This is a genomic window from Afipia sp. 1NLS2 (assembly GCF_000178995.1).
In the GTDB taxonomy this organism is placed as follows: domain Bacteria; phylum Pseudomonadota; class Alphaproteobacteria; order Rhizobiales; family Xanthobacteraceae; genus Afipia.
This window is the reverse complement of the sequence record NZ_ADVZ01000002.1, coordinates 569,959-588,690: the sequence shown is the minus strand read 5'-3', so window position 1 is coordinate 588,690 and position 18,732 is coordinate 569,959. Positions and strand designations below refer to the sequence as shown.

General features: G+C 59.6%; 15 protein-coding genes. 6 read left to right on the top strand and 9 right to left on the bottom strand.

The genetic code is table 11. From position 1 onward, the window contains the following. Positions 1 to 82: 82 nt before the first annotated feature. Positions 83 to 376 carry a PepSY domain-containing protein gene (locus AFIDRAFT_RS11345; RefSeq protein ID WP_009339543.1) on the bottom strand — a complete coding sequence of 98 codons (294 nt, stop codon included), beginning with the start codon at positions 374 to 376 and terminating at the stop codon, positions 83 to 85. Between the two features lie 206 nt (positions 377 to 582). After that, positions 583 to 765, bottom strand: coding sequence for a DUF3606 domain-containing protein (locus AFIDRAFT_RS11340; protein ID WP_009339542.1), 183 nt, complete (start codon positions 763 to 765; stop codon positions 583 to 585). 759 nt (positions 766 to 1,524) lie between these two features. Here AFIDRAFT_RS11340 and AFIDRAFT_RS11330 point away from each other — a divergent pair. Further along, complete coding sequence (locus tag AFIDRAFT_RS11330) at positions 1,525 to 1,878, top strand: DUF3147 family protein (protein WP_009339541.1); 354 nt, start codon at positions 1,525 to 1,527, stop codon at positions 1,876 to 1,878. A gap of 930 nt (positions 1,879 to 2,808) precedes the next feature. Here the strand turns inward: AFIDRAFT_RS11330 and AFIDRAFT_RS19475 are convergent. Then, a complete protein-coding gene (locus AFIDRAFT_RS19475) occupies positions 2,809 to 3,045 on the bottom strand; it encodes a cysteine rich repeat-containing protein (RefSeq protein ID WP_244469071.1) in 237 nt (78 codons plus the stop codon). A 637-nt stretch (positions 3,046 to 3,682) separates the two neighbouring features. Here AFIDRAFT_RS19475 and AFIDRAFT_RS19470 point away from each other — a divergent pair. From AFIDRAFT_RS19470 to AFIDRAFT_RS11310, 4 genes are read left to right on the top strand one after another with little or no spacing between them, the layout of a single operon-like run. After that, entirely contained in the window at positions 3,683 to 4,081 is a 399-nt protein-coding gene (locus AFIDRAFT_RS19470) for a hypothetical protein (RefSeq protein ID WP_245258166.1), read from the top strand. A gap of 56 nt (positions 4,082 to 4,137) precedes the next feature. Next, positions 4,138 to 5,409, top strand: coding sequence for a divalent metal ion exporter subunit IhpA (gene ihpA / locus AFIDRAFT_RS11320; RefSeq protein ID WP_009339539.1), 1,272 nt, complete (start codon positions 4,138 to 4,140; stop codon positions 5,407 to 5,409). Further along, entirely contained in the window at positions 5,406 to 6,383 is a 978-nt protein-coding gene (gene ihpB, locus AFIDRAFT_RS11315; protein WP_009339538.1) for a divalent metal ion exporter adaptor subunit IhpB, read from the top strand. Before ihpA ends, ihpB begins: the two co-directional genes overlap by 4 nt. Beyond that, a complete protein-coding gene (locus AFIDRAFT_RS11310; RefSeq protein WP_009339537.1) occupies positions 6,376 to 9,567 on the top strand; it encodes an efflux RND transporter permease subunit in 3,192 nt (1,063 codons plus the stop codon). The genes ihpB and AFIDRAFT_RS11310 overlap by 8 nt, the downstream gene beginning before the upstream one ends. A 128-nt stretch (positions 9,568 to 9,695) precedes the next feature. On the opposite strand, the gene AFIDRAFT_RS11305 is transcribed toward AFIDRAFT_RS11310, so the two are convergent. From AFIDRAFT_RS11305 to AFIDRAFT_RS11290, 4 genes are all read right to left on the bottom strand, one after another. Continuing rightward, entirely contained in the window at positions 9,696 to 9,989 is a 294-nt protein-coding gene (locus tag AFIDRAFT_RS11305; RefSeq protein WP_009339536.1) for a hypothetical protein, read from the bottom strand. Positions 9,990 to 10,156: 167 nt separating this feature from the next. Continuing rightward, positions 10,157 to 11,491, bottom strand: a complete 1,335-nt coding sequence (oxlT, locus tag AFIDRAFT_RS11300; RefSeq protein WP_009339535.1) for an oxalate/formate MFS antiporter — start codon at positions 11,489 to 11,491, stop codon at positions 10,157 to 10,159. Positions 11,492 to 11,789: 298 nt separating this feature from the next. After that, the gene (locus AFIDRAFT_RS11295; protein ID WP_009339534.1) at positions 11,790 to 14,444 is read right to left on the bottom strand and encodes a glycosyltransferase; all 2,655 of its coding nucleotides are present in this window, start codon (positions 14,442 to 14,444) and stop codon (positions 11,790 to 11,792) included. Between the two features lie 173 nt (positions 14,445 to 14,617). Next, the gene (locus tag AFIDRAFT_RS11290; RefSeq protein WP_009339533.1) at positions 14,618 to 15,154 is read right to left on the bottom strand and encodes a hypothetical protein; all 537 of its coding nucleotides are present in this window, start codon (positions 15,152 to 15,154) and stop codon (positions 14,618 to 14,620) included. A gap of 279 nt (positions 15,155 to 15,433) precedes the next feature. Between AFIDRAFT_RS11290 and AFIDRAFT_RS11285 the strand changes: the two genes are divergently transcribed. Then, on the top strand, positions 15,434 to 17,062 hold the full coding sequence (locus tag AFIDRAFT_RS11285) for a glycoside hydrolase family 17 protein (RefSeq protein WP_009339532.1): 1,629 nt from the start codon (positions 15,434 to 15,436) through the stop codon (positions 17,060 to 17,062). Here the strand turns inward: AFIDRAFT_RS11285 and AFIDRAFT_RS11280 are convergent. After that, a complete protein-coding gene (locus AFIDRAFT_RS11280; protein WP_009339531.1) occupies positions 17,010 to 17,438 on the bottom strand; it encodes a hypothetical protein in 429 nt (142 codons plus the stop codon). The two genes, AFIDRAFT_RS11285 and AFIDRAFT_RS11280, sit on opposite strands and share 53 nt — an antisense overlap. A gap of 46 nt (positions 17,439 to 17,484) precedes the next feature. After that, positions 17,485 to 18,636, bottom strand: coding sequence for a hypothetical protein (locus tag AFIDRAFT_RS11275; protein ID WP_009339530.1), 1,152 nt, complete (start codon positions 18,634 to 18,636; stop codon positions 17,485 to 17,487). Positions 18,637 to 18,732: the final 96 nt, after the last annotated feature.

Sequence of the window (18,732 nt, the reverse complement as noted above, 5' to 3'; positions counted from 1 at the left end):
TTTCCTCCAATTACGCTTCTCCAACGGCTTATCCTAGATCCATGCACCGCCACATATCCAAGACGTGGTCGGCTGATTGACGTCACCTATCGACGTCTACGATCGCACCCGTTCGCGCATCGACATCGACTTCCATATAGCGACCAGTGACGTCATAGCCCTCGATCTGCCATTCGTTGAACCATTTGTTTGTGCTGGATACCGAAACCAGTCCAACCCCGTTGGCAATATCGATCGCTGCTTGAACCGGCAGCGGTCCCGCCTGGGTGTAAATCTTGGTCACCGGTTCCTGAACGTAGCCGATGGCGGCGGCCGACGCGGGAACAGTGAATCCGATCACGACTAAAGCGACGGCGAGAATCAGATTATTTCGCATGATCGTCCTCCAAAATACGTTCAGTCATTGTTGACACACCTCAGCAAAACGCGTGGTGGTGGAAGGCTGTTCCGCGTCGCCTCATGACCATTTCCAGGCCATCAGATGGCGGAAGCGGAAGCGATTGGAACGAGGCCGGGTTAGTGAGGACGCAAGCCAACGTTGCCTGATGAGAAGAGCTCGGATGCGGCGGTTGCGGAGGGCCACTAGTCCTCTTTCCGAAGTTCTTTTCGCACCGTCGCGACGGAGGTTCCCACTTTGTCGATGGCCCTCTGGAGTTCTTCCCGGCTCACCCCAAGGTGGTGCGTCCAGTATTTCACCTCATAGTCCTCGTTCATATTGATGTGGCTGCGGTCCTGCGGACCCTTCTTGGTCAGATCGTCGGCCATGGCACTCCACTCGATCTAGCTTGGGAAGGGACAAGCTAGTTGGCGGCTGCCAGTTCCGGCGGGGGAGAGCAGCTATCTAGGCGCTGGCTCACTGCTGATCACTCCATCGTAGAAAAATACGCCAAGCTGCCGATTGCGAAGAACAACAGCGCTCCGGCTAGCAATCCTAAGGCAATGCCTATTGCGAGCTCACACGGATCGGCTCGCACTTTCCGTCTGCGCCGATGCATTTGAATAGCCCCAAGGGCTGCAAGCTTACCCCGCCCAGCGAATATGGGCATCTGACAATTAAGGGCTACAATGAGCTGCGGTCGTGGCTCCGTTCAGCATCGCTCATAGGGCGGCGTCGATGGGGAATACTCCCATCGTCCGTGCGGATGGACGGTTTTGAACCAGATTATGAATGCCACAGCAAAAAGGCCGAGGCTCAATAACAGGACAAAAAGCAAAGCCACCTCCAAAGAAGCGGACCATCAGACGTAACGGCGCGTCTGATTTTGGACAGATCGTCGGCGCCATGGCACTACACCTGGGGTAAGCTCGAAGAGGGACAATCTGGCTGGCCGCTGACAGTTCCAGTGCGGAGACCTTAAAGAGGCGGCTGAGATGCGGAGTAAGTGGGTTCTGGGCTGTAACAAAATGTAACAAGTTTGGCGGTTTGAAGTACCTCTCCCTGAGAACCTCGAACCGCGGGGAGATAGACCCACTCCGGCGGGATTTTCTACATAGGGCTATACAACCTGGCTTTAGGGTGCCGAGATGTTGTACTTTGTCATCAAATGCGCCTTGTCGGGCGTCATCGTTGGCGTTGTTTCGGAGGTGGCAAGGCGCAGTCCGGCTATTGGCGCCCTGGTTGTTTCTCTGCCTTTGGTGTCTCTGCTCGGCATAATTTGGTTGTGGCACGATACTGCTGACATCGAGCGGACTGCAGGGCTTGCGGAATCCACGTTTTGGTATGTGCTCCCGTCGCTGCCGATGTTCCTGGCGCTTCCGTGGATGCTGCGAGCAGGGATAGGCTTTTGGCAAAGCATGGCGGTGAGTTGCGCGATCACGATCATCCTATATTTTGTAACGGCATGGATCCTGATGCGCTTCACGGGGATTCGACTCTAACCCCCGCTCCGGCGGGGGTACACTTCAATTCCCCATCATCATCATCATCACGCGGACAAGCAGAAATATAGCAGCGCAAATCCCGATCAAGATTACGTTTTGCATGTCGCTGCGCGTTCCGCTTGAGTAGGGTGGGAGCGCAACTGGCGATCTCTTCACCGGGTGATCAACGGGCGCCGGGGTTTTCTATCCGTAGGTTAGCCCGGCTGGGAGGAAGGTCTCTGGGGCATTCCCAGCCGGGCCAAGTCGCAATGAACCTCACCAGCGACGAAGTTCAAGTCTACCCGACAGAGTTAGTTCCAGAAATGTCGTGAGACGATGAAAGTCAGCCCGGCCAGCCCTCGTTGCGAACGCCAAACCAGCCGGGCGCTAGCCGCCGGTACGAAACTTGACGGCTCCCTCTGGCGCGTCAGGAAGCCAGTGCTGCACATTTATCCCGGTGTTTGGGCATCGATATACAATAGGTCGCGCCATAGCCTCTAAGTGCCCATAGCCGTGGTTCTAAAAAAACTCGGTACCATTACGGGGGCGGGGGCTTTGGATTCCGCCGCTCGCGGTCCGTGGCTGCGGAGACCTCTTTCGCCTCTTCTTCTGCCAGTAACTTACGGAGAACAGCCCTTTTTTCCTCGTCTTGCTCTTCCGCAAGGAGCTTCCGGTAATGGCGATATTCTCAAAATGAATAAACCGTTCCATTGAAGCCTCCCCACTCGCTGGGGAACGGAAAGCTATTAAAATAGGAAGGGAGTTCAAATCACAAATTGGGCATCTACTGAACCTCGCCCTGATAAGCGGGGTTATGCCTACAGCTCCGTAGACTTAAGCCCGCCCTCCATGCTCGGAGTGGCGGGCTTTTTTGTTGTGTCAGTCTAGAAGGGTCGGAGCTCGAGCGATGAATGAAAGAGGCTGCAGGCTAAAGCAGCCTTATTTCTGTTACTGGTTTCGGCCCCTGCCAGGACCGGTAGTGTCGAGTGCCTTACGGCATTCGGCCGACACCTTGCTTCTGTTAGATTCAAGGCACGATCGGACTTGTTGGCGACCGTGGGACTTATTAGGGCAGTACGTCTGAATATCCTTGGCGCACTTTGCCGCGACGGGGCCGGTTTGTGCGAGCCCAGACGCTGTAGCTGAAAGCAAAAGGACACTTGCGGTAACGATAATAAATTTCATTTGGCCCTCCATTTCTGAGAGGTCGAACTATGCGATATAGCCGCTTGGTGGAACTGACGTAGATCAAGTTAAGACTTAAGCCAGCCCCGGATGCTCCCGGAGGCGGGTTTTTTTGTCATTATAGGCGTTTTTAGGCGTGTTCGCCTTTCGGCGTCATCGTGATCCGCGTCCCGCTTTCGTCGATCTACATCCCTTCGCGATGGCGTAATCACGTCCGGCGCCGTAGCTCGCTGGATTGCTCCCGCCGTCGTAGATGAAGGAGAAGTTCACAGTTTCGGCATAGGCGAAGGAGCGTCCGGCCTTTCTCCATCTCAGCTTTGCAAGGTCGGATCAGTTCTTTCGCGGCGGTGGTCTCGTGCGAACGTCGCTCAGATGGTTTCAGTGAACCAAAACTGCCGTTTCCTTTTGGGAGGGTGAGGGACCTGCTCAAAAGGTTCATTGTGCCTCAAAGCGGCATTTTGGCCCGCACCTTCGCGTAAGACGTTGATAACGCGGACGAACTTTACAACCTCCGCGCTCACCAATATTTCAAGGGCTTAGCGGAAGTGGGATTTTCCATTCCGACAAGCGATTAGCCGTTACTGCGACAAACCAGCCATTTTTTCTTTTCCCGGCGCGTCGACATTGAGCCGGTCGCGTGTTAGCGGGGGCTTGGGCCGATCCGAAAGGCATCGCAGTGATTTCATGCTTTCATCTTCAACGCCTGCCGCTGCTGTGCCTTCCGCGCAGGTTCTTCGCGGCATTTGTGTTGACGATGTACCTTTTGGCGGGAGCGCTGCACGGGTTCTGCGATCTGGATGTTGCCAATAACTCCGGCACATCGATCGTCGCGTCGATCAAGAACGACCTTGGTCAATCCGAGAAAGGCGTTATCTCCGACCACCACTGTCATGGCTGCTTCTCGGTAACGATTCCAGCGCCGATAACTACCTCGCTCGTTGTTAGCCCAACGCATAAAGTCTCCGTAGCAAGCAGCATCCTTCTCCGGGGATTGCCGCTCGGCCTCGACCCGCCTCCACCAAAATTCTTTGCCTGAACGCTGCCGCCGGAACGCTTCGCGTTCCCACCATGTCGCTCGTCAGGTCATTCCATATGTTTTTCAAGATTGCCGCGCGCTTTGCGTGCGCGGCGGCATTGCTGGTCAGCCCATGGCTGATGGCGATGTCGCATTCGCAGACTCTCACCCTGAGAGCGGCGCTGCAACGCGCGCTCGTTTCCAGTCCGCGCCTTACGGCGGCCGAACGGGACGTCGGGATAGCAACCGGTCAGCATATCCAGGCTGGTGTTCTCCCCAATCCCGAACTGTCCTATGAGCAGGACAATTCGTTTGGCTCAGGTGTTTATCGCGGAACGCGATCTGCCGAGACGACGCTGCAAATAAGCCAGCTATTCGAACTCTTCGGAAAGCGGGAGGCGCGTATTTCGGCAGGCCTCGCAGGTGTCGATGTCGCGACTATCCAGCGCAAGGCGACGCGGCTGGAGATTCTTTCAGAGACCGCGATCGCTTTCGTCAACGTTGTCGGTCTTCAACGCCGCATTCACATTCTCGATCAACAAGTCGTGGCGATCGACAAGATCACGCCCCTTCTCCAACGGCGTGTGGAGGCGGGTGCATCCTCGGTTGCAGAGACGGGGCGGGCCGATGTCGCGTCGTCGCTTGTGAAGGCCGACCGCGAGCGCGCTAAGGCGGCGCTCGCGAGCGCGCGCCGCGAGCTTGCGGTCTTGATGGGAGATACCACGCCGAAATTCTCTGCCGTGTCTGGGCAGCTCGATGTCACGGGCCGACCGCCAACCTTTCAGTCGGTCGTTGCCGCCATCGACGCCAACCCACAGCTCGTGCGCTGGACAGCTCTCTATGCGCAACGCAACGCCGAATTATTGCTTGCGAGACTGAAGCCGTATCCCGACGTGCGGCTGTCTGCTGGGTGGCGTCATTTTAACGACACCAGGGACGATGCGGTGAGGCTCACGCTCTCGGTGCCGATCCCGCTGTTCGATCAGAATCAGGGAAATATCCTTTCCGCGCAGGAGAATCTTGCCAAGGTTCGGGCTGAGCGGGAAGCCAACCGCAATACGCTCATCGTCGTCGCGGGGCGGGCCTATGACTCGCTGCAAGGCTCGCTCCGCGAACTCGCTGTGTTGCGGGAGACGGCAATTCCAAAAGCGCGACAGGCCTCGGACGCCATATCCGACGGCTACGGGCAAGGGCGGTTCTCGCTGCTTGAGGTGCTCGATGCACAATCCAGTCTGACCCAAGCCCGCCTGCGCGAGCAGGAGGCGTTGCAAAATTTCCATATTGCCGTAGCCACGATTGAAGGCCTTGTGGGGAATCCGTTTGCTCTTGCGCGGGGGAATGCGCGATGAAAAGCTCTACGACCATTGTCATCGCCATCCTTGCCGCCATTGCGGGCGCGACAAGCTATCGGGCGTTGACGCCAAAAGCGCCGCACCAACATAGTCAGCGTGGCGTCAAGCAAGAGAAATCAGGCAACGAGCATGTCGCGCATGATGAGCATGGTGGCGACCGCATCCGCATTGGCGATGTAAAGCTGGCAGCGGCCGGTGCGACCTTCGCCGAGGCTGGTCCTGCGACTCTGAACGAGACGTTGAGTTTCAACGGTATCCTGCGGGCGAACCAGGAGACAGTCGTTCAGGTGACGCCGAGGTTTCCCGGGATTGCGCGAGCCATCCGTAAGCGCATAGGCGACATCGTTGTAAGGGACGATCTACTGGCTTCGATCGAGAGCAATCAAAGTCTGACTGTCTACGACCTGAAAGCTCCAATCGGCGGGACGGTCATCGACAGGCAAATATCTCTGGGCGAATACGCATCTGAGCAAAAGCCATCCTTCGTCATCGCTGATCTGTCGACGATCTGGGTGGACCTGTCGATCTATCGGCAAGATCTGCGGCGGGTTCAGATCGGCAATGAAATATTGATCGATCCGGAAGACGGAGTTGGCGAGATCAAGGGTGCGATATCCTACCTTGCGCCGGTTGGAGCAAGCGATACGCAAACAGCGCTTGCGCGCGTCGTTCTCCAAAATCCTGTTGGTCGCCTTCGGCCCGGCCTCTTTGTGACCGCGCGTCTGGTTCTTGCGGAACGGCATGTGCCCGTCGCTGTGAACGCCAGCGCGATACAGACCCTTGATAACAAGACCGTCGTTTTCGTGCGAGAGGAGGAGGACAAGCTTGAGGCGCGCCCTGTCCAGCTCGGAGACACGGATGGAAAATTCGTGGAGGTTCGCGCGGGCATAATGCCGGGGGAGAAATACGTCGCCACGAACTCCTTCGTCGTGAAGGCGGAAATGGGCAAGGGAGATGCCGAACATGATTGAGGCCATTCTCCGTTTCTCAATCCGTCAACGATGGTTCGTCATGCTGTTCGCCTGGGGGCTGGCAGCCTTCGGCGCCTGGAATTTTATGCGGCTTCCGATCGATGCCGTTCCCGACATCACCAATGTCCAGGTGCAAATCAACGTTAAGGCGCCCGGTTATTCGCCGCTTGAGACCGAGCAGCGCATCACCTTTCCGGTTGAAACGGCGATGGCCGGTTTGCCCAAGCTTGACTATACGCGGTCGTTGTCCCGCTACGGGTTGAGCCAGGTGACCGTGGTTTTCCTTGATGGCACCGACATCTATTTCGCGAGGCAATTGGTCAACGAGCGCATCCAGCAGGTGAAGGATCAGCTTCCTGCGGGCATCGAAGTCGCGATGGGCCCGGTAGCAACCGGCCTTGGCGAAATCTTCATGTACACGGTCGAAGCCAAGGGCGCCAAGGCACCGGGTGGCAGCGACTATACGCCAAGCGAGCTTCGCGCGATTCAGGACTGGATCATCAAACCGCAGTTGCGGAATGTTCCCGGCGTCGTCGAAGTGAACACTATCGGCGGTTTCGAGCGCCAGTTTCATGTCCTGCCCGACCCCGGCAAGCTGATGGCATATAAAATCAGCTTCCGCGATGTGATGACGGCGCTGGCTGCCAACAATGCCAACGTCGGCGCGGGTTATATTGAGCGTAACGGCGAGCAGTATCTGGTTCGAACTCCCGGGCAGGTCGCCAACATTGCTGAGCTCCAGGATATCGTAATAGGCGCCCGAAGCGGCGTACCCGTTCGGGTGAAGGATGTGGCACAGGTGATCGAAGGCAAAGACCTTCGGACCGGAGCCGCGACGCTGGGCGGGCATGAAACTGTGCTCGGCACGGCCTTGCTGCTGATAGGGGAAAATAGCCGCGCGGTTGCGCAGCGTGTCGCGGCAAAGCTAAGCGAGATCGCCAAATCACTTCCGGATGGAGTCGTCGCCAGAACCGTTTACGATCGAACGGACCTTGTCGATGCCACAATTAGGACCGTTCAGAAAAATCTGGTCGAGGGTGCAATCCTCGTCATCGTGGTGTTGTTTTTGATCCTCGGCAACATCCGGGCCGCTCTGGTGACGGCCTGTGTGATCCCGCTCTCCATGACGATGACGATCACCGGCATGGTCGAGAACAAGGTGAGCGCCAATCTGATGAGCTTGGGAGCCATCGATTTCGGCATTATCGTCGATGGCGCGGTTATCATCGTGGAAAACTGTCTGCGACTTCTCGCCGAAGCCCAGCATCGGCGTGGGCGTTTGCTGAACCTTCGGGAGAGAATGGATACGATCCTTCGTGGCTCAGCCGAAGTGATCAAACCGAGTCTGTTCGGAACACTGATCATCGGCGTTGTGTATCTGCCGGTACTCACGCTCACGGGCGTGGAAGGCAAGATGTTCACGCCGATGGCGCTCACGGTGCTGATGGCGCTCGCAGCGGCTGCTTTGTTCTCTATCACTTTTGTTCCGGCTGCGGTTGCCATTGTCGTAACGGGCAAAGTGTCTGAGGAAGAGAACGCTTTTATGCGCGGCGCCAAGCGCATTTACATGCCGTTGCTCGATCGCGCCATCATGTTTCGCCGGGGTGTTGCCGTTGCCGCGGCCGTGATCGTCGTGATCAGCGGATTTGCAGCAACGCGCATGGGCGGCGAATTTATCCCGAATCTCGATGAAGGCGATGTTGCCTTGGCGGCGGTCCGGATTCCGGGAACGAGTCTCACTCAATCGCTCGATTTGCAGAAAGCGCTTGAAAAACGGATCGGGCAATTGCCGGAAGTGAAAGAATTCTTCACGCGAACCGGTACGGCGGAAGTTGCAACCGATCCTATGGCCCCATCCATGTCGGATGGCTACATCATGTTGAAGCCGCGCGGCGATTGGCCGGATCCGGCCAAGCCGAAAACGCAACTGGTCGAGGAAATCGAGAAAGCGGCCAACGACGTGCCGGGCAGCAATTATGAAGTGAGCCAGCCGATCCAGTTGCGCGTCAATGAACTGATCTCAGGCGTCCGAAGCGACGTCGGCATTAAAATCTTTGGCGACGATCTCGATATCCTGCAAGGAGAGGCGTCCCGGGTAGAGGCTGTGGTCAAAAGCATCCGTGGTGCGACTGACGTGAAGATCGAGCAAGTCGCAGGTCTTCCGATTCTCACGGTCAGGCTCGATCGGCAGGCGTTGTCACGCTACGGTTTAAGCGTGAGCGAAGTTCAGGATGTCGTTGAAATCGCCATAGGCGGCAAGAGCGTCGGCAAGTTGTTCGAGGGCGACCGGCGTTTCGACATCGTGGTTCGGCTGCCGGAACGGCTGAGGGAGAATATCGAGGCAATCCGAGCAATTCCGATACCGTTGCCTGCGGGAGAGTCGGGGACACCTCCAGTTCTGCGCACGGCCTTGTCGGGTACGGCAACCGGGCAACCTCGCTACGTGCCCCTGTCGTCCGTCGCGACTGTCGAAGCAGCGCCGGGTCCGAACCAGATTAGTCGTGAGAATGGCAAGCGGCGTATCGTAGTGACCGTCAATGTCCGCGAACGTGACCTCGGATCGTTCGTCGCGGAGGCGCAGGAAGCCGTGGCCCAGAAGGTAAAGCTTCCGGCCGGTTACTGGATCGGGTGGGGCGGACAATTTGAGCAACTCGTCTCCGCGGCAAAGCGGCTCACAATCGTGGTGCCGGTGGCGCTCGCGTTGGTGCTGCTGCTTTTGTTCATGAGCCTCGGTTCGGCTGCGGATGCGCTGTTGGTCTTCAGTGGCGTGCCATTGGCTCTGACCGGCGGCATCGTGGCTCTGCTGTTGCGCGGGATTCCGCTTTCGATCAGCGCTGGTGTCGGGTTTATCGCGCTCTCCGGCGTCGCTGTCCTCAATGGCCTCGTCATTATTGCCTTTATTGAGCGGCTTCGACGGGAAGGGCGATCGGTGCAGGATGCCGTCCGCGAAGGTGCAATGACCAGATTGCGTCCGGTGTTAATGACGGCACTCGTGGCTTCGCTGGGCTTTGTGCCGATGGCGATCGCGACTGGAGCCGGTGCCGAGGTGCAGCGGCCACTGGCGACAGTCGTCATTGGCGGCATTATATCGTCAACGGTTCTGACGCTGCTCGTGCTTCCTGCCCTGTATGTTCTTTTCCGGAAGGAAACCGAAGCAGCGGCCGACTCGGATGAAATGGTGTGATGCGCGGCGGAGTCCATCCGCGCTCATCGATGTTGGCGGCAAGCTATCGCGATCAGGCCGGACACAGCACGGCGTTCATGCCTCGGTCGAGTCGCGCGGCCGCGAGCCTTGCAGTCGAGCCGTGAAGCTTAAGTCTGATCGATGTCTTTGAAGAAGACGGCGTAGATGGCACCGATGCAAATCAGCACGGCACAGGCCTCAATGGCCAGAACCCACATGAACAAGGCCGGGTGGGCCTGATACGAGATCCAGCCGGTCGGGGTGAGCCGGCCGCCGTAAAGGACCTGCCTGCTCCGAAATGCGCTGATGAAATTGACCAGTGCGCTGATGCTAACGATACACCCCAGAAACAGGGCGGTGAGTTGGCCCTTCCTTGAGTGCCGGAAAGTATTGTTATGGTGCCTGTCGATCGGTTGATGCATGGAACCCCGCCCGCTCTGAAAGTAACAGGCTACCACGCGATATAAAACCTACAAGCAATTTGAGGCTATTTGTCGCCTTGACGGCGCGCCACAGATCAGTCGCCCACCTAAAAAAAAGACCAGGCGGAAATCGCCTGGTCTCAAGGTTGGTCCCTTGGGGGGAATAATTATGCGTTGGCGTTCTGCACCGAGAGGGGCGCCGATGCATTAAGGCCGCTCGCGGCCAGTTCGTTGCTGCGCTCGATGTGCGCGCGGCGCATCGGCTTGATCACGAAAACCGCGAGCAGGGCGGCGATCGAGTTGCAAGCCACCGCCACCATGAACACCGACTGCCAGCCGTAGTTCTTGGCGAGGATGCTGCCGAAGGGCACCAGCAACGCAGCGGTACCCTTAGCGGTGTACAGCATGCCGTTGTTGGTGGTGGCGTACTTCGCGCCGAAAGTGTCGCCTGCGGTTGCCGGGAACAGGCTGTAGATTTCGCCAAACACGCCGAAATACACCGCGGTCGCTAGAACGAACACGATCGCCGAGTGTCCGTAGAGCGACAGCATCAGTAGCATCAGTGCACCGGTGCCGAAGGCGATGAACATCGTGTATTCGCGGCCAATGGTGTCGGAAATGAAACCGAAGATCGGGCGTCCGAAGCCGTCGAAGATGCGGTCCAGCGAGATCGCCATCGTCAAGGCTGCCATCTGGAAGCCGAACAGGCTGACCGGTTCGCCGGCGATCTTGTAGTCGTGTGCGATCGGTGCGATCTGCGCTGCCGCCATCAGGCCACCCGAAGCGACCAGCACGAAGGTCACATAGAGCACCCAAAAGATCGGGCTGCGCAGGGTTTCGCTCGGCTTGAAGCCATAGACCGTCTGCGGCAGGTTGAGCTTCTTCTTGATGATCGGAATATCGAAGGTCGGCTTACGGATGAAGAAGCCGAGGATCAGGACGACGAGGCCCTGACCGAGGCCGAAATCGAAGAAGGCGGTCTGATAGCCGCTGGAGCCGATCATGTGGGCGATCGGCACAACGGTCAGCGCTGCGCCTGCGCCGAAGCCGGCAGCGGTTGCGCCCGCGGCAACGCCGCGATGATCGGGGAACCACTTCAGGGCGTTGCCGACGCAGGTGCCGTAAACCGATCCTGCTCCGATGCCGCCCATGACGGCTGCGAGGTACAGCATCTCCACCGAACTCGCGTAGGAATTGACGACCCATGCCAGCGCCGCCATGCAGCCGCCGAACATGATGACGATGCGCGGGCCGAAGCGGTCGACGAACCAGGCCTCAATCGGCACAAGCCAGGTTTCGGTCACGACGAAGAAGGTGAAGGCGAGCTGGATTGCCGCGCGGCCCCAATGATATTTCTGGTCGATGGGGTCGACGAAGAGTGTCCACCCATATTGAAGGTTGGCGACCATCGCCATGCAGCCGAGGCCCATCGCGAGCTGCACCCAGCGATAGATGCCTTGCGCCTCAGCCTCTGACTGAGCTTTCACCGAATTCGTTGTCATGTTTCCTCCTGCCGTGAACTGTTGTCGGGCTCGCAGCCCCGTTCGCAGGCGAAAACTCTGGTATATAATATTCCAATTCTCAATAGTGCGCCGCAACATTGTGTCGGCGACCGCCGCGTCGCGACGGAATAATAATTGCTATATAAAGCAATAACTTATGAGATTATTTTGAGCTAAATCAGGTTTGATGGAAATTATGAAAAAAAATTAAATTCAGGAAATCTACAAGAAGTCGTGATGACTGATTGTCGCATCATATGTGTCGGATCGTCGCATATGAGTAAGGGGGCCCAACTCATCACCCCTTCGGCGTCAGGTCCGAACGCACCGAGGACGGGGCGCCGACCATCGGCATAGCCTCGCGGCGCAGGCCGATTAATTCAGCCGCGCGAATGGCCGATTGCTTCCAGAAGCCGAACTGGTTGGCGCGGGACGTCTCCAGAATCGCGATTCCCACCGCCGAGAGGAACGGCAGGCTTTCGAGGACCAGCACTGCGGCGAAGATGTAGATCTCACGAACATCTTTCTGGTTGAAGGCGACGAGCACCACCGCACCCACCAGCAGCAGCGCGCCAATCACCGCTTCCCAGAAGGCCTGGAATTCCACCGACATCCGCGACAGGCCACCCTTGGAGGTACGTGCGAACGGCAAATGCTCGGTGATCAGACCGTTGGCGACGGCGCGCGAAACGGTCCATTGCACCGACATCGCCGCGATCATCGCGCCGAGCAACTGGCCGAGTGTGACTTTGACGCGGAGCCGGTAGAGCGCGACGAAATGCACGAGCGAGACCACGAACGCGGCAATAATCGGCAGCGTCAGGATTTTGTCGGGGATGGCGATGTCGGCGAACGAGACCACCGGCACCCAGATCAGATTGAGAATCGCGACCACGACGCCGAGGCTTTCCGCGCCGAGCCAGTTCAGCCAGCCAAGGGTGAATTCGCGTTTCTGGCCGGGCGACAGGCGGCTCGCGCCGGGCAGGAAGCGCCGCCAATGCTTCTTGACGATCTGGAAGCCGCCATAGGCCCAGCGGTGGCGCTGCTTGCGGAACGCCTCATAAGTGTCGGGGAGCAGGCCGAAGCCGTAGCGCGTATTGGTGTAATGCGTGCTCCAGCCATGCTCGATGATGGCGAGGCCAAGGTCTGTATCCTCGCAGATGGTGTCGCCTGCCCAGCCGCCCGCCATTTCCATCGCGGCGCGGCGGATCAGGCACATCGTGCCGTGGACGATGATGGCGTCTTGTTCGTTACGCTGAACCATGCCGATGTCGAAGAACCCGGCATATTCGCCGTTCATGGCGTAATGCATCAGCGACTGGTTGCCGTCGCGATGATCCTGCGGGGCCTGCACGAGGCCCACATGCGGGTCGGCGAAGGCGGGCACGAGATCCTTCAGCCAGTTCGGCGTTACCACATAGTCGGCGTCAATGATGCCGATGATCTCCGCGTCGGCAGCCGTGCGTTCCATCGCGATGCGCAGCGCGCCGGCCTTGAAGCCGATCACCTTCTCTGCATTGATGAAGATGAAACGCTCGCCGAGCGTGCGGCAATGGTCCTGGATCGGTTGCCAGAAGGCCGGATCTGGCGTGTTGTTGATGATGACCACGCACTCGAAATTCGGGTAGTCGAGCCGGGCCACGGCATCGAGCGTCTGCTTGAGCATCTCCGGCGGCTCGAAATAGGCCGGGATATGAATCGAGACTTTCGGGAATTTGCCGTCGGCGGGTGCGGGCAGGGGCCTGTCGATCAGCCGTTGCGGGCGGCGGCCGAAGGCGACGGTGGCAATCTCCTCGATGCGCGCCATCGCAATCAGAATGAGCGGCACCAGCAGGATCATGCCGAGCGTCAGCGCGAAAGCAGAGCCGAACACGAAGTAATGCGTGTTCCAGTAGGAGAACACGGTGGCCATCCAGGCGCCGACGCCATTGGCGGCGACGGTCAGGACAAAGACCTGCAGGATCGTCGGATGCACCAGGCGGAAGATCGGCAACGACATCAGGATGCCGACCAGCACCGCGATCGCCGCGACCTTCCAGTAATCCGGGTCGACGATCGGGCCGGTCCATGGGAATTTAGGTTCACGCGATGCGTTCAGAATGCCCCAGTAAGGGCCGACGCCGCCTTCGAAAAACTTCCATGGCTGGTCGATAGCTTCGACGATGTTGTAGTCGAGCCCGATCGACTCGGCTCTGGTGACGAAATTGCGCAGGATCGAGGCCTGTTCGAACGGGCCGGGTTCGGCGCTCTTCAGGTTGTAGCCCTGGCTCGGCCAGCCGAACTCCGCGACTACCACCCGCTTGCCGGGAAAGCTGTCCCGCAGCAGCTTGGAGATCGTCATGGCGTAATCGACGGCAGATCCTGCGGGAATATTGTTCCAGTAAGGCAGGATGTGCGCGGCGATGAAATCTACGGACGAGGAGAGTCTCGGCTCGTCGCGCCACATGCTCCAGATTTCGCCCGTCGTGACGGGAACATTGACCTGACGCTTCACGCGCTGGATGTAGTCGATCAGTTCGTCGACCTTCAAATCGGCGCGGTAGAGCGTTTCGTTGCCGACGACGACAGCGATGACGTTGCTGTTGTGTTTGGCAAGGTCAATGGCAGCGGCGATCTCGCGCTCGTTGCGGTCGAGATGCTTATCGAGCCAGGCGCCGACCGTGACCTTCAGTCCGAATTCGGCTGCAATCGGTGGAACCAATTCGACGCCACCGGTGGACGAGTAAAGGCGGATCGCTTTGGTGATCTTTGATAGCTTGCGTAGGTCGTCGCGGATTTTCTCGACGCTCGGGATGTTATCGACGTCGGGATGGGCGCTTCCCTCAAACGGGGCATAGGACACGCTCGGCAGCATGCCGCGGAAGTCCGGTGCGGTTTCCTTCTTTTCGAGCAGACCCCAGAGGGCGGCATGAGCCGCGGCCACACAAATCAGAACGGCGATTACCGCGCGCATCGCAAACCCTTGAACCGACATGACAAGACACCGGATCGGTCCCAGGTCCGGCCGTGGCGAAGACAGACGCCTATACAATCACGCTTTTACATGACGCGCTTTAACATCTGGTATGGCGTCGTGGCGTTTTTATGGGCGCGGACCACTATGAGGCGATTCCGTGCCGCAGCGGACTACTTGGCCGGTGCCGCGGGTTTCGCGGGGGGCGCGGCGGGCGGCGTTGGCGGCGGGAAGTTGCTGTTTTGCGGTTGGGCGGACGGGTTGATCCAGCACGCCTGGATGCGGGTGTTCAGCGTATCGGGAATCTTGTTGTCGATGGTCGCACCGAAGCGGACGAGGCAGCGGAAGGTCGCCTGCACATGCCCGCCGGGGCAGCCGAAGCGATCATAGAGGTCGAGGTGGCGGAAGGCGGTGTCGAGATCGTCGCGCCACATCAGGTTGACCACGCGGCGGCCGAGCCAGACGCATTCCGGGTTGCCTGCGGGGCCGTTGATGGCCTTGGCTGCCTCGGCGAACTCGTCGGTGCGCTTCTGTGCTTCGCGGTTGTCCTGGGCTGTGGCGGCGGGGGCTGCTTTGCTCTGATCCTGACCCTTTTCGTTGGTCTGGGCGCTGGCGGCGCTTGCGAGACCAAGGGTTGCGGCAAGCAATAGTGCCGACATGGTCGCGCCACGAAACGGCATAGTCTTGAGGACAGCGAAGTGATGACCCATGATTTCCCCGATCGAACCCGTTCGTGCGAGCCCTTGTGTTGGAAGGAGGCCCCCCGCCGAAGGCGAGACCACCTGTTGACGCGCAAATGAGCCCCCAATGCGGCGGTCATTTCCGGCCCGGATTCCCATGAAACACAATCGCGATTTTGTCCAGCGCGTCGCGGAAAACCTGCCCGGCAAGGCTGGAATACCATCAAAGTTGGTGGGCAAGGGGCGGTGGCTCTTGGCAGCGCAGGTCCAAGCGGCTAATCGACAGCTTCGGAGGGTGAACACATTTCGTTGCGAACGCCGCTAGCGCTTCTGGTCCTCTCGCTTTGCGTGATTGCCGGGACATGGATCTGGCTCGGCGAGCCGGTGCCGCGCGCGCGCGCGCCGCTCGATCCCGCGCAGAAGCTGGAATGCGTGTCCTACACGCCGTTCCGTGGCGCGCAGAGCCCGCTCGATCCGTCGCTGCACGTGCCGGTTCAGCAGATCGCGCAGGATCTTGCCCAGCTCGCCAAGATCACCAATTGCATCCGCACCTATTCGGTGGACAGCGGCCTCGACCAGGTGCCGGGCGAGGCCGCGAAAGTCGGGCTGAAGGTCATTCAGGGCATCTGGCTCGGCAGCAACCGTTTCAGGAACAGCCTGCAGATCGACACCGCCGTGGCGCTGGCGAAGCGTTATCCCGGAACGATCGAGGCGCTGGTGGTCGGCAACGAGGTGTTGCTGCGCGGCGAGATGACCGCAGCCGATCTGGTTGCGACGATTCGCTACGTTAAATCCCGCGTTGAAAACATGCCGGTCACCTACGCGGACGTGTGGGAATTCTGGCTGCGCAACCGCGAGATTTATAATGCGGTCGATTTCGTCACCATTCACATCCTGCCGTACTGGGAAGATTTTCCGGTGCGCGCGAAATACGCGGCGGGCCATGTCGATCAGATTCGCAAACGCGTGGCGGTGGCGTTTCCCAACAAGGAAATCCTGATCGGCGAAACCGGCTGGCCGAGCGCCGGCCGCATGCGCGACGGCGCGCTCCCCTCGCTTGCCAATCAGGCATTCGTGGTGTCGCAGATTCTCGCTCTGGCGAAAGCGGAGAAATTCCGCGTCAACCTGATCGAGGCCTATGACCAGCCCTGGAAGCGCCAGCTCGAGGGCACTGTCGGCGGCTATTGGGGCTTGTTCAGCAACGAAACCCGGCAGCCGAAATATGTGCCGGGCCAGCCGATCACCAACCATCCGATGTGGAAATATCAGATGGGCGGCGGGCTTGCCTTCTGCATCCTGATGTATGTCGTGGCGTTCGCGGCATTGCGGCGCAGGCCATGGTCGCCCCGTTTGTCCTCGTGGCTGTTCGTGGGGGTGAGCGCCACTATCGGCGGCGTCTTTGCGGGCTGGGGCGTGGAAAAGGTCCAGGTCGAGAGTTTCGGCATCGGTGGCTGGGTCGCCAACAGCGCGTTGCTCGCCGGGGCTCTTGCGGTGGCCATCCTTTCCGCGATGGCGATGGTGACGGGCCGCTGCCTGCCGACCTTCATCGAGCTGATCGGCCCGCGTGAGGAACGCACGGATTCCAAGACGCTGCGTGCGCTGGGCTTTGCACTGGCGGTGGTGGTGGTGCTCGCGACGGAGACGGCGCTGGGGTTCGTATTCGATCCGCGCTACCGCGATTTCCCGTTCGTGGCGCTGACGATCGCGGCGGTGCCAGCATTGCTGCTGATGCTTCTCAATGGTCCGCCGCTCAATGGCCGGCGGCCGATCGCGGAAACGACCTTTGCCGTGCTGCTGGCGTTGAGCGTGGTTTACATCGGCTTCAACGAAGGGTCGGCGAACTGGCAGTCACTGTGGACCTGCGGGGCCTATGCGCTGCTGGCGTTCACGCTGTCGCTGGCGCGGGTCGCGCGAACCCCAAAATCATCAACGCGATAGCGACGCCCGATAATCCGATATTGTAAAGCACGATGCCGAACCCGGCGGCGACGAGGCCGGCCGTCAGTGTGACCACCGAGGGCCGGATGACGTGCAGAACCGCGATGATGAGCGCGGCAAGGCCGAACACGTCGTTCTTGAACAGATAGGTGATCATCAGGCGCGTCTTGCAGAGCATGGTCGGCAGGCCGCCATCGCAGGCAAGCGCCACCGGTGAGTACTCGATGGCCAAATAGCGCAGATACAGCGCATAGCCGATACTGAGAAAGCCGACGACCAGCAGCCACTGCACCTGCACCGGGCTCGGGCGGAATGGGCGCTTCTTTTCGATCTCGCGAAGCTGGGTCGGGTCGCCGGGCGGAAGGGGATCGGCCATGAGGTCTCTCAAGAAAGGTCTCAGGATCGCGGGCTGGGCCTGCGGATCAACGATTGAAGAACGAGAAACCGCGGCTCGCAGCCGGTTCCGGGGCTGGCTGGGGCTGCGGTTGCTGCTGCGGTGGTGGGGGTTCTTCTACCCGCTTTTCGACGTGACTGCGAGCTTGGCGGCGCGGTTTCTCACGCGGAACCCGGGCTCCCAGAGGGGACTCCAGCGCAAGCCGCTGCCCGTCGAACAGGGCCGTTTCGCAACGGTGCCGGTTGGCAATCAGGCCGGCGCAGAGTTTCGCTGCGGCGGCTGCGTCGTTCAATGGGCCGGCGACAAGGTGAAGGCGAAGGCCGAGTCCGTTCTGGCCCTCACGGACGACGATCAACGGCTGAAGCGATCCCACGAGGTCGGGGACCTTTTTGAGGGCGTTACGCCAGACCGCTCGCAATCCTTCGACCGAGTTGGCCGACCCCAGATCGACGCCGAACTCGACCGGACGGACGATCTTCTCTGGGGCCGCTTCGGCATGCTCAGGCTTTGGCGGTGTGAGCGAGGCGACTGTGAGCGGGCCGAACTCGCCTTCTTCGTGCGGCAGCGGAGCAGGGGCGTCGGGAGCTTTCGGCTTTGCTTCCGGCTCCGGCGCAGGTTCGATTTTTGTGGTGGGCAGAGGCGGCAATTTGGCGGCTGCCGTCACCGGCAGTTTGACTTCGGGCAGCGCAGGCGGGGCGGTTGAGGCAGGTGCGGCGAGGATTGGTGCGGCGCTCGCCACGATTGCGGGTGTGCCGATGATCGGAGCCGCGCCCGACTTAGGCCACGAGGAGGCGGATGACGGCCTTGCAAGCGCGCCGGTGACGGAATCGAGACTCTGTTCGACCACGGTGACGCGCGCGAACAGGCGGTCGCGATCGTTGTTGAGCGTGTCGATAGCGGCTGCAAGACGGCGGTTTTCGGTTTTTGTCTCCCGTTCGACCGCCTGCAATTGCTGGCTTTGGCGGGAGACCTCGGCCATGCGTTCGTGCTCGCGGCCGCTGGAATAATGCACCACCATCATCGCGGCGGCGACGGCGCAAACGGAAGCCGCGCCCCATGACCCGAGGCGCCACGCCGCGCGGCGGTCGAACTCTTCCTCATCCGCGAAAAGACGAGACAGCCAGCCGCCGGAATCGGCGTCATCGTCGATCTGATCGAGCTTGGCGCGATCATTCCGCATGGTCAGGTAACGGCCCCCGAGATTCCCCCACGAATCAGCCTTACAATTTTAACAGGAACATCTGCTGGATGCGCGCTACTCCTTGATTCAGCCTGA

What these genes read in the sequence shown, in the direction of transcription:
- AFIDRAFT_RS11345 (WP_009339543.1), bottom strand. Translation starts at nt 376, where the DNA reads ATGCGAAATAATCTGATTCTCGCCGTCGCTTTAGTCGTGATCGGATTC.
- AFIDRAFT_RS11340 (WP_009339542.1), bottom strand. Translation starts at nt 765, where the DNA reads ATGGCCGACGATCTGACCAAGAAGGGTCCGCAGGACCGCAGCCACATC.
- AFIDRAFT_RS11330 (WP_009339541.1), top strand. Translation starts at nt 1,525, where the DNA reads ATGTTGTACTTTGTCATCAAATGCGCCTTGTCGGGCGTCATCGTTGGC.
- AFIDRAFT_RS19475 (WP_244469071.1), bottom strand. Translation starts at nt 3,045, where the DNA reads ATGAAATTTATTATCGTTACCGCAAGTGTCCTTTTGCTTTCAGCTACA.
- ihpA (WP_009339539.1), top strand. Translation starts at nt 4,138, where the DNA reads ATGTTTTTCAAGATTGCCGCGCGCTTTGCGTGCGCGGCGGCATTGCTG.
- ihpB (WP_009339538.1), top strand. Translation starts at nt 5,406, where the DNA reads ATGAAAAGCTCTACGACCATTGTCATCGCCATCCTTGCCGCCATTGCG.
- AFIDRAFT_RS11310 (WP_009339537.1), top strand. Translation starts at nt 6,376, where the DNA reads ATGATTGAGGCCATTCTCCGTTTCTCAATCCGTCAACGATGGTTCGTC.
- AFIDRAFT_RS11305 (WP_009339536.1), bottom strand. Translation starts at nt 9,989, where the DNA reads ATGCATCAACCGATCGACAGGCACCATAACAATACTTTCCGGCACTCA.
- oxlT (WP_009339535.1), bottom strand. Translation starts at nt 11,491, where the DNA reads ATGACAACGAATTCGGTGAAAGCTCAGTCAGAGGCTGAGGCGCAAGGC.
- AFIDRAFT_RS11295 (WP_009339534.1), bottom strand. Translation starts at nt 14,444, where the DNA reads ATGCGCGCGGTAATCGCCGTTCTGATTTGTGTGGCCGCGGCTCATGCC.
- AFIDRAFT_RS11290 (WP_009339533.1), bottom strand. Translation starts at nt 15,154, where the DNA reads ATGGGTCATCACTTCGCTGTCCTCAAGACTATGCCGTTTCGTGGCGCG.
- AFIDRAFT_RS11280 (WP_009339531.1), bottom strand. Translation starts at nt 17,438, where the DNA reads ATGGCCGATCCCCTTCCGCCCGGCGACCCGACCCAGCTTCGCGAGATC.
- AFIDRAFT_RS11275 (WP_009339530.1), bottom strand. Translation starts at nt 18,636, where the DNA reads ATGCGGAATGATCGCGCCAAGCTCGATCAGATCGACGATGACGCCGAT.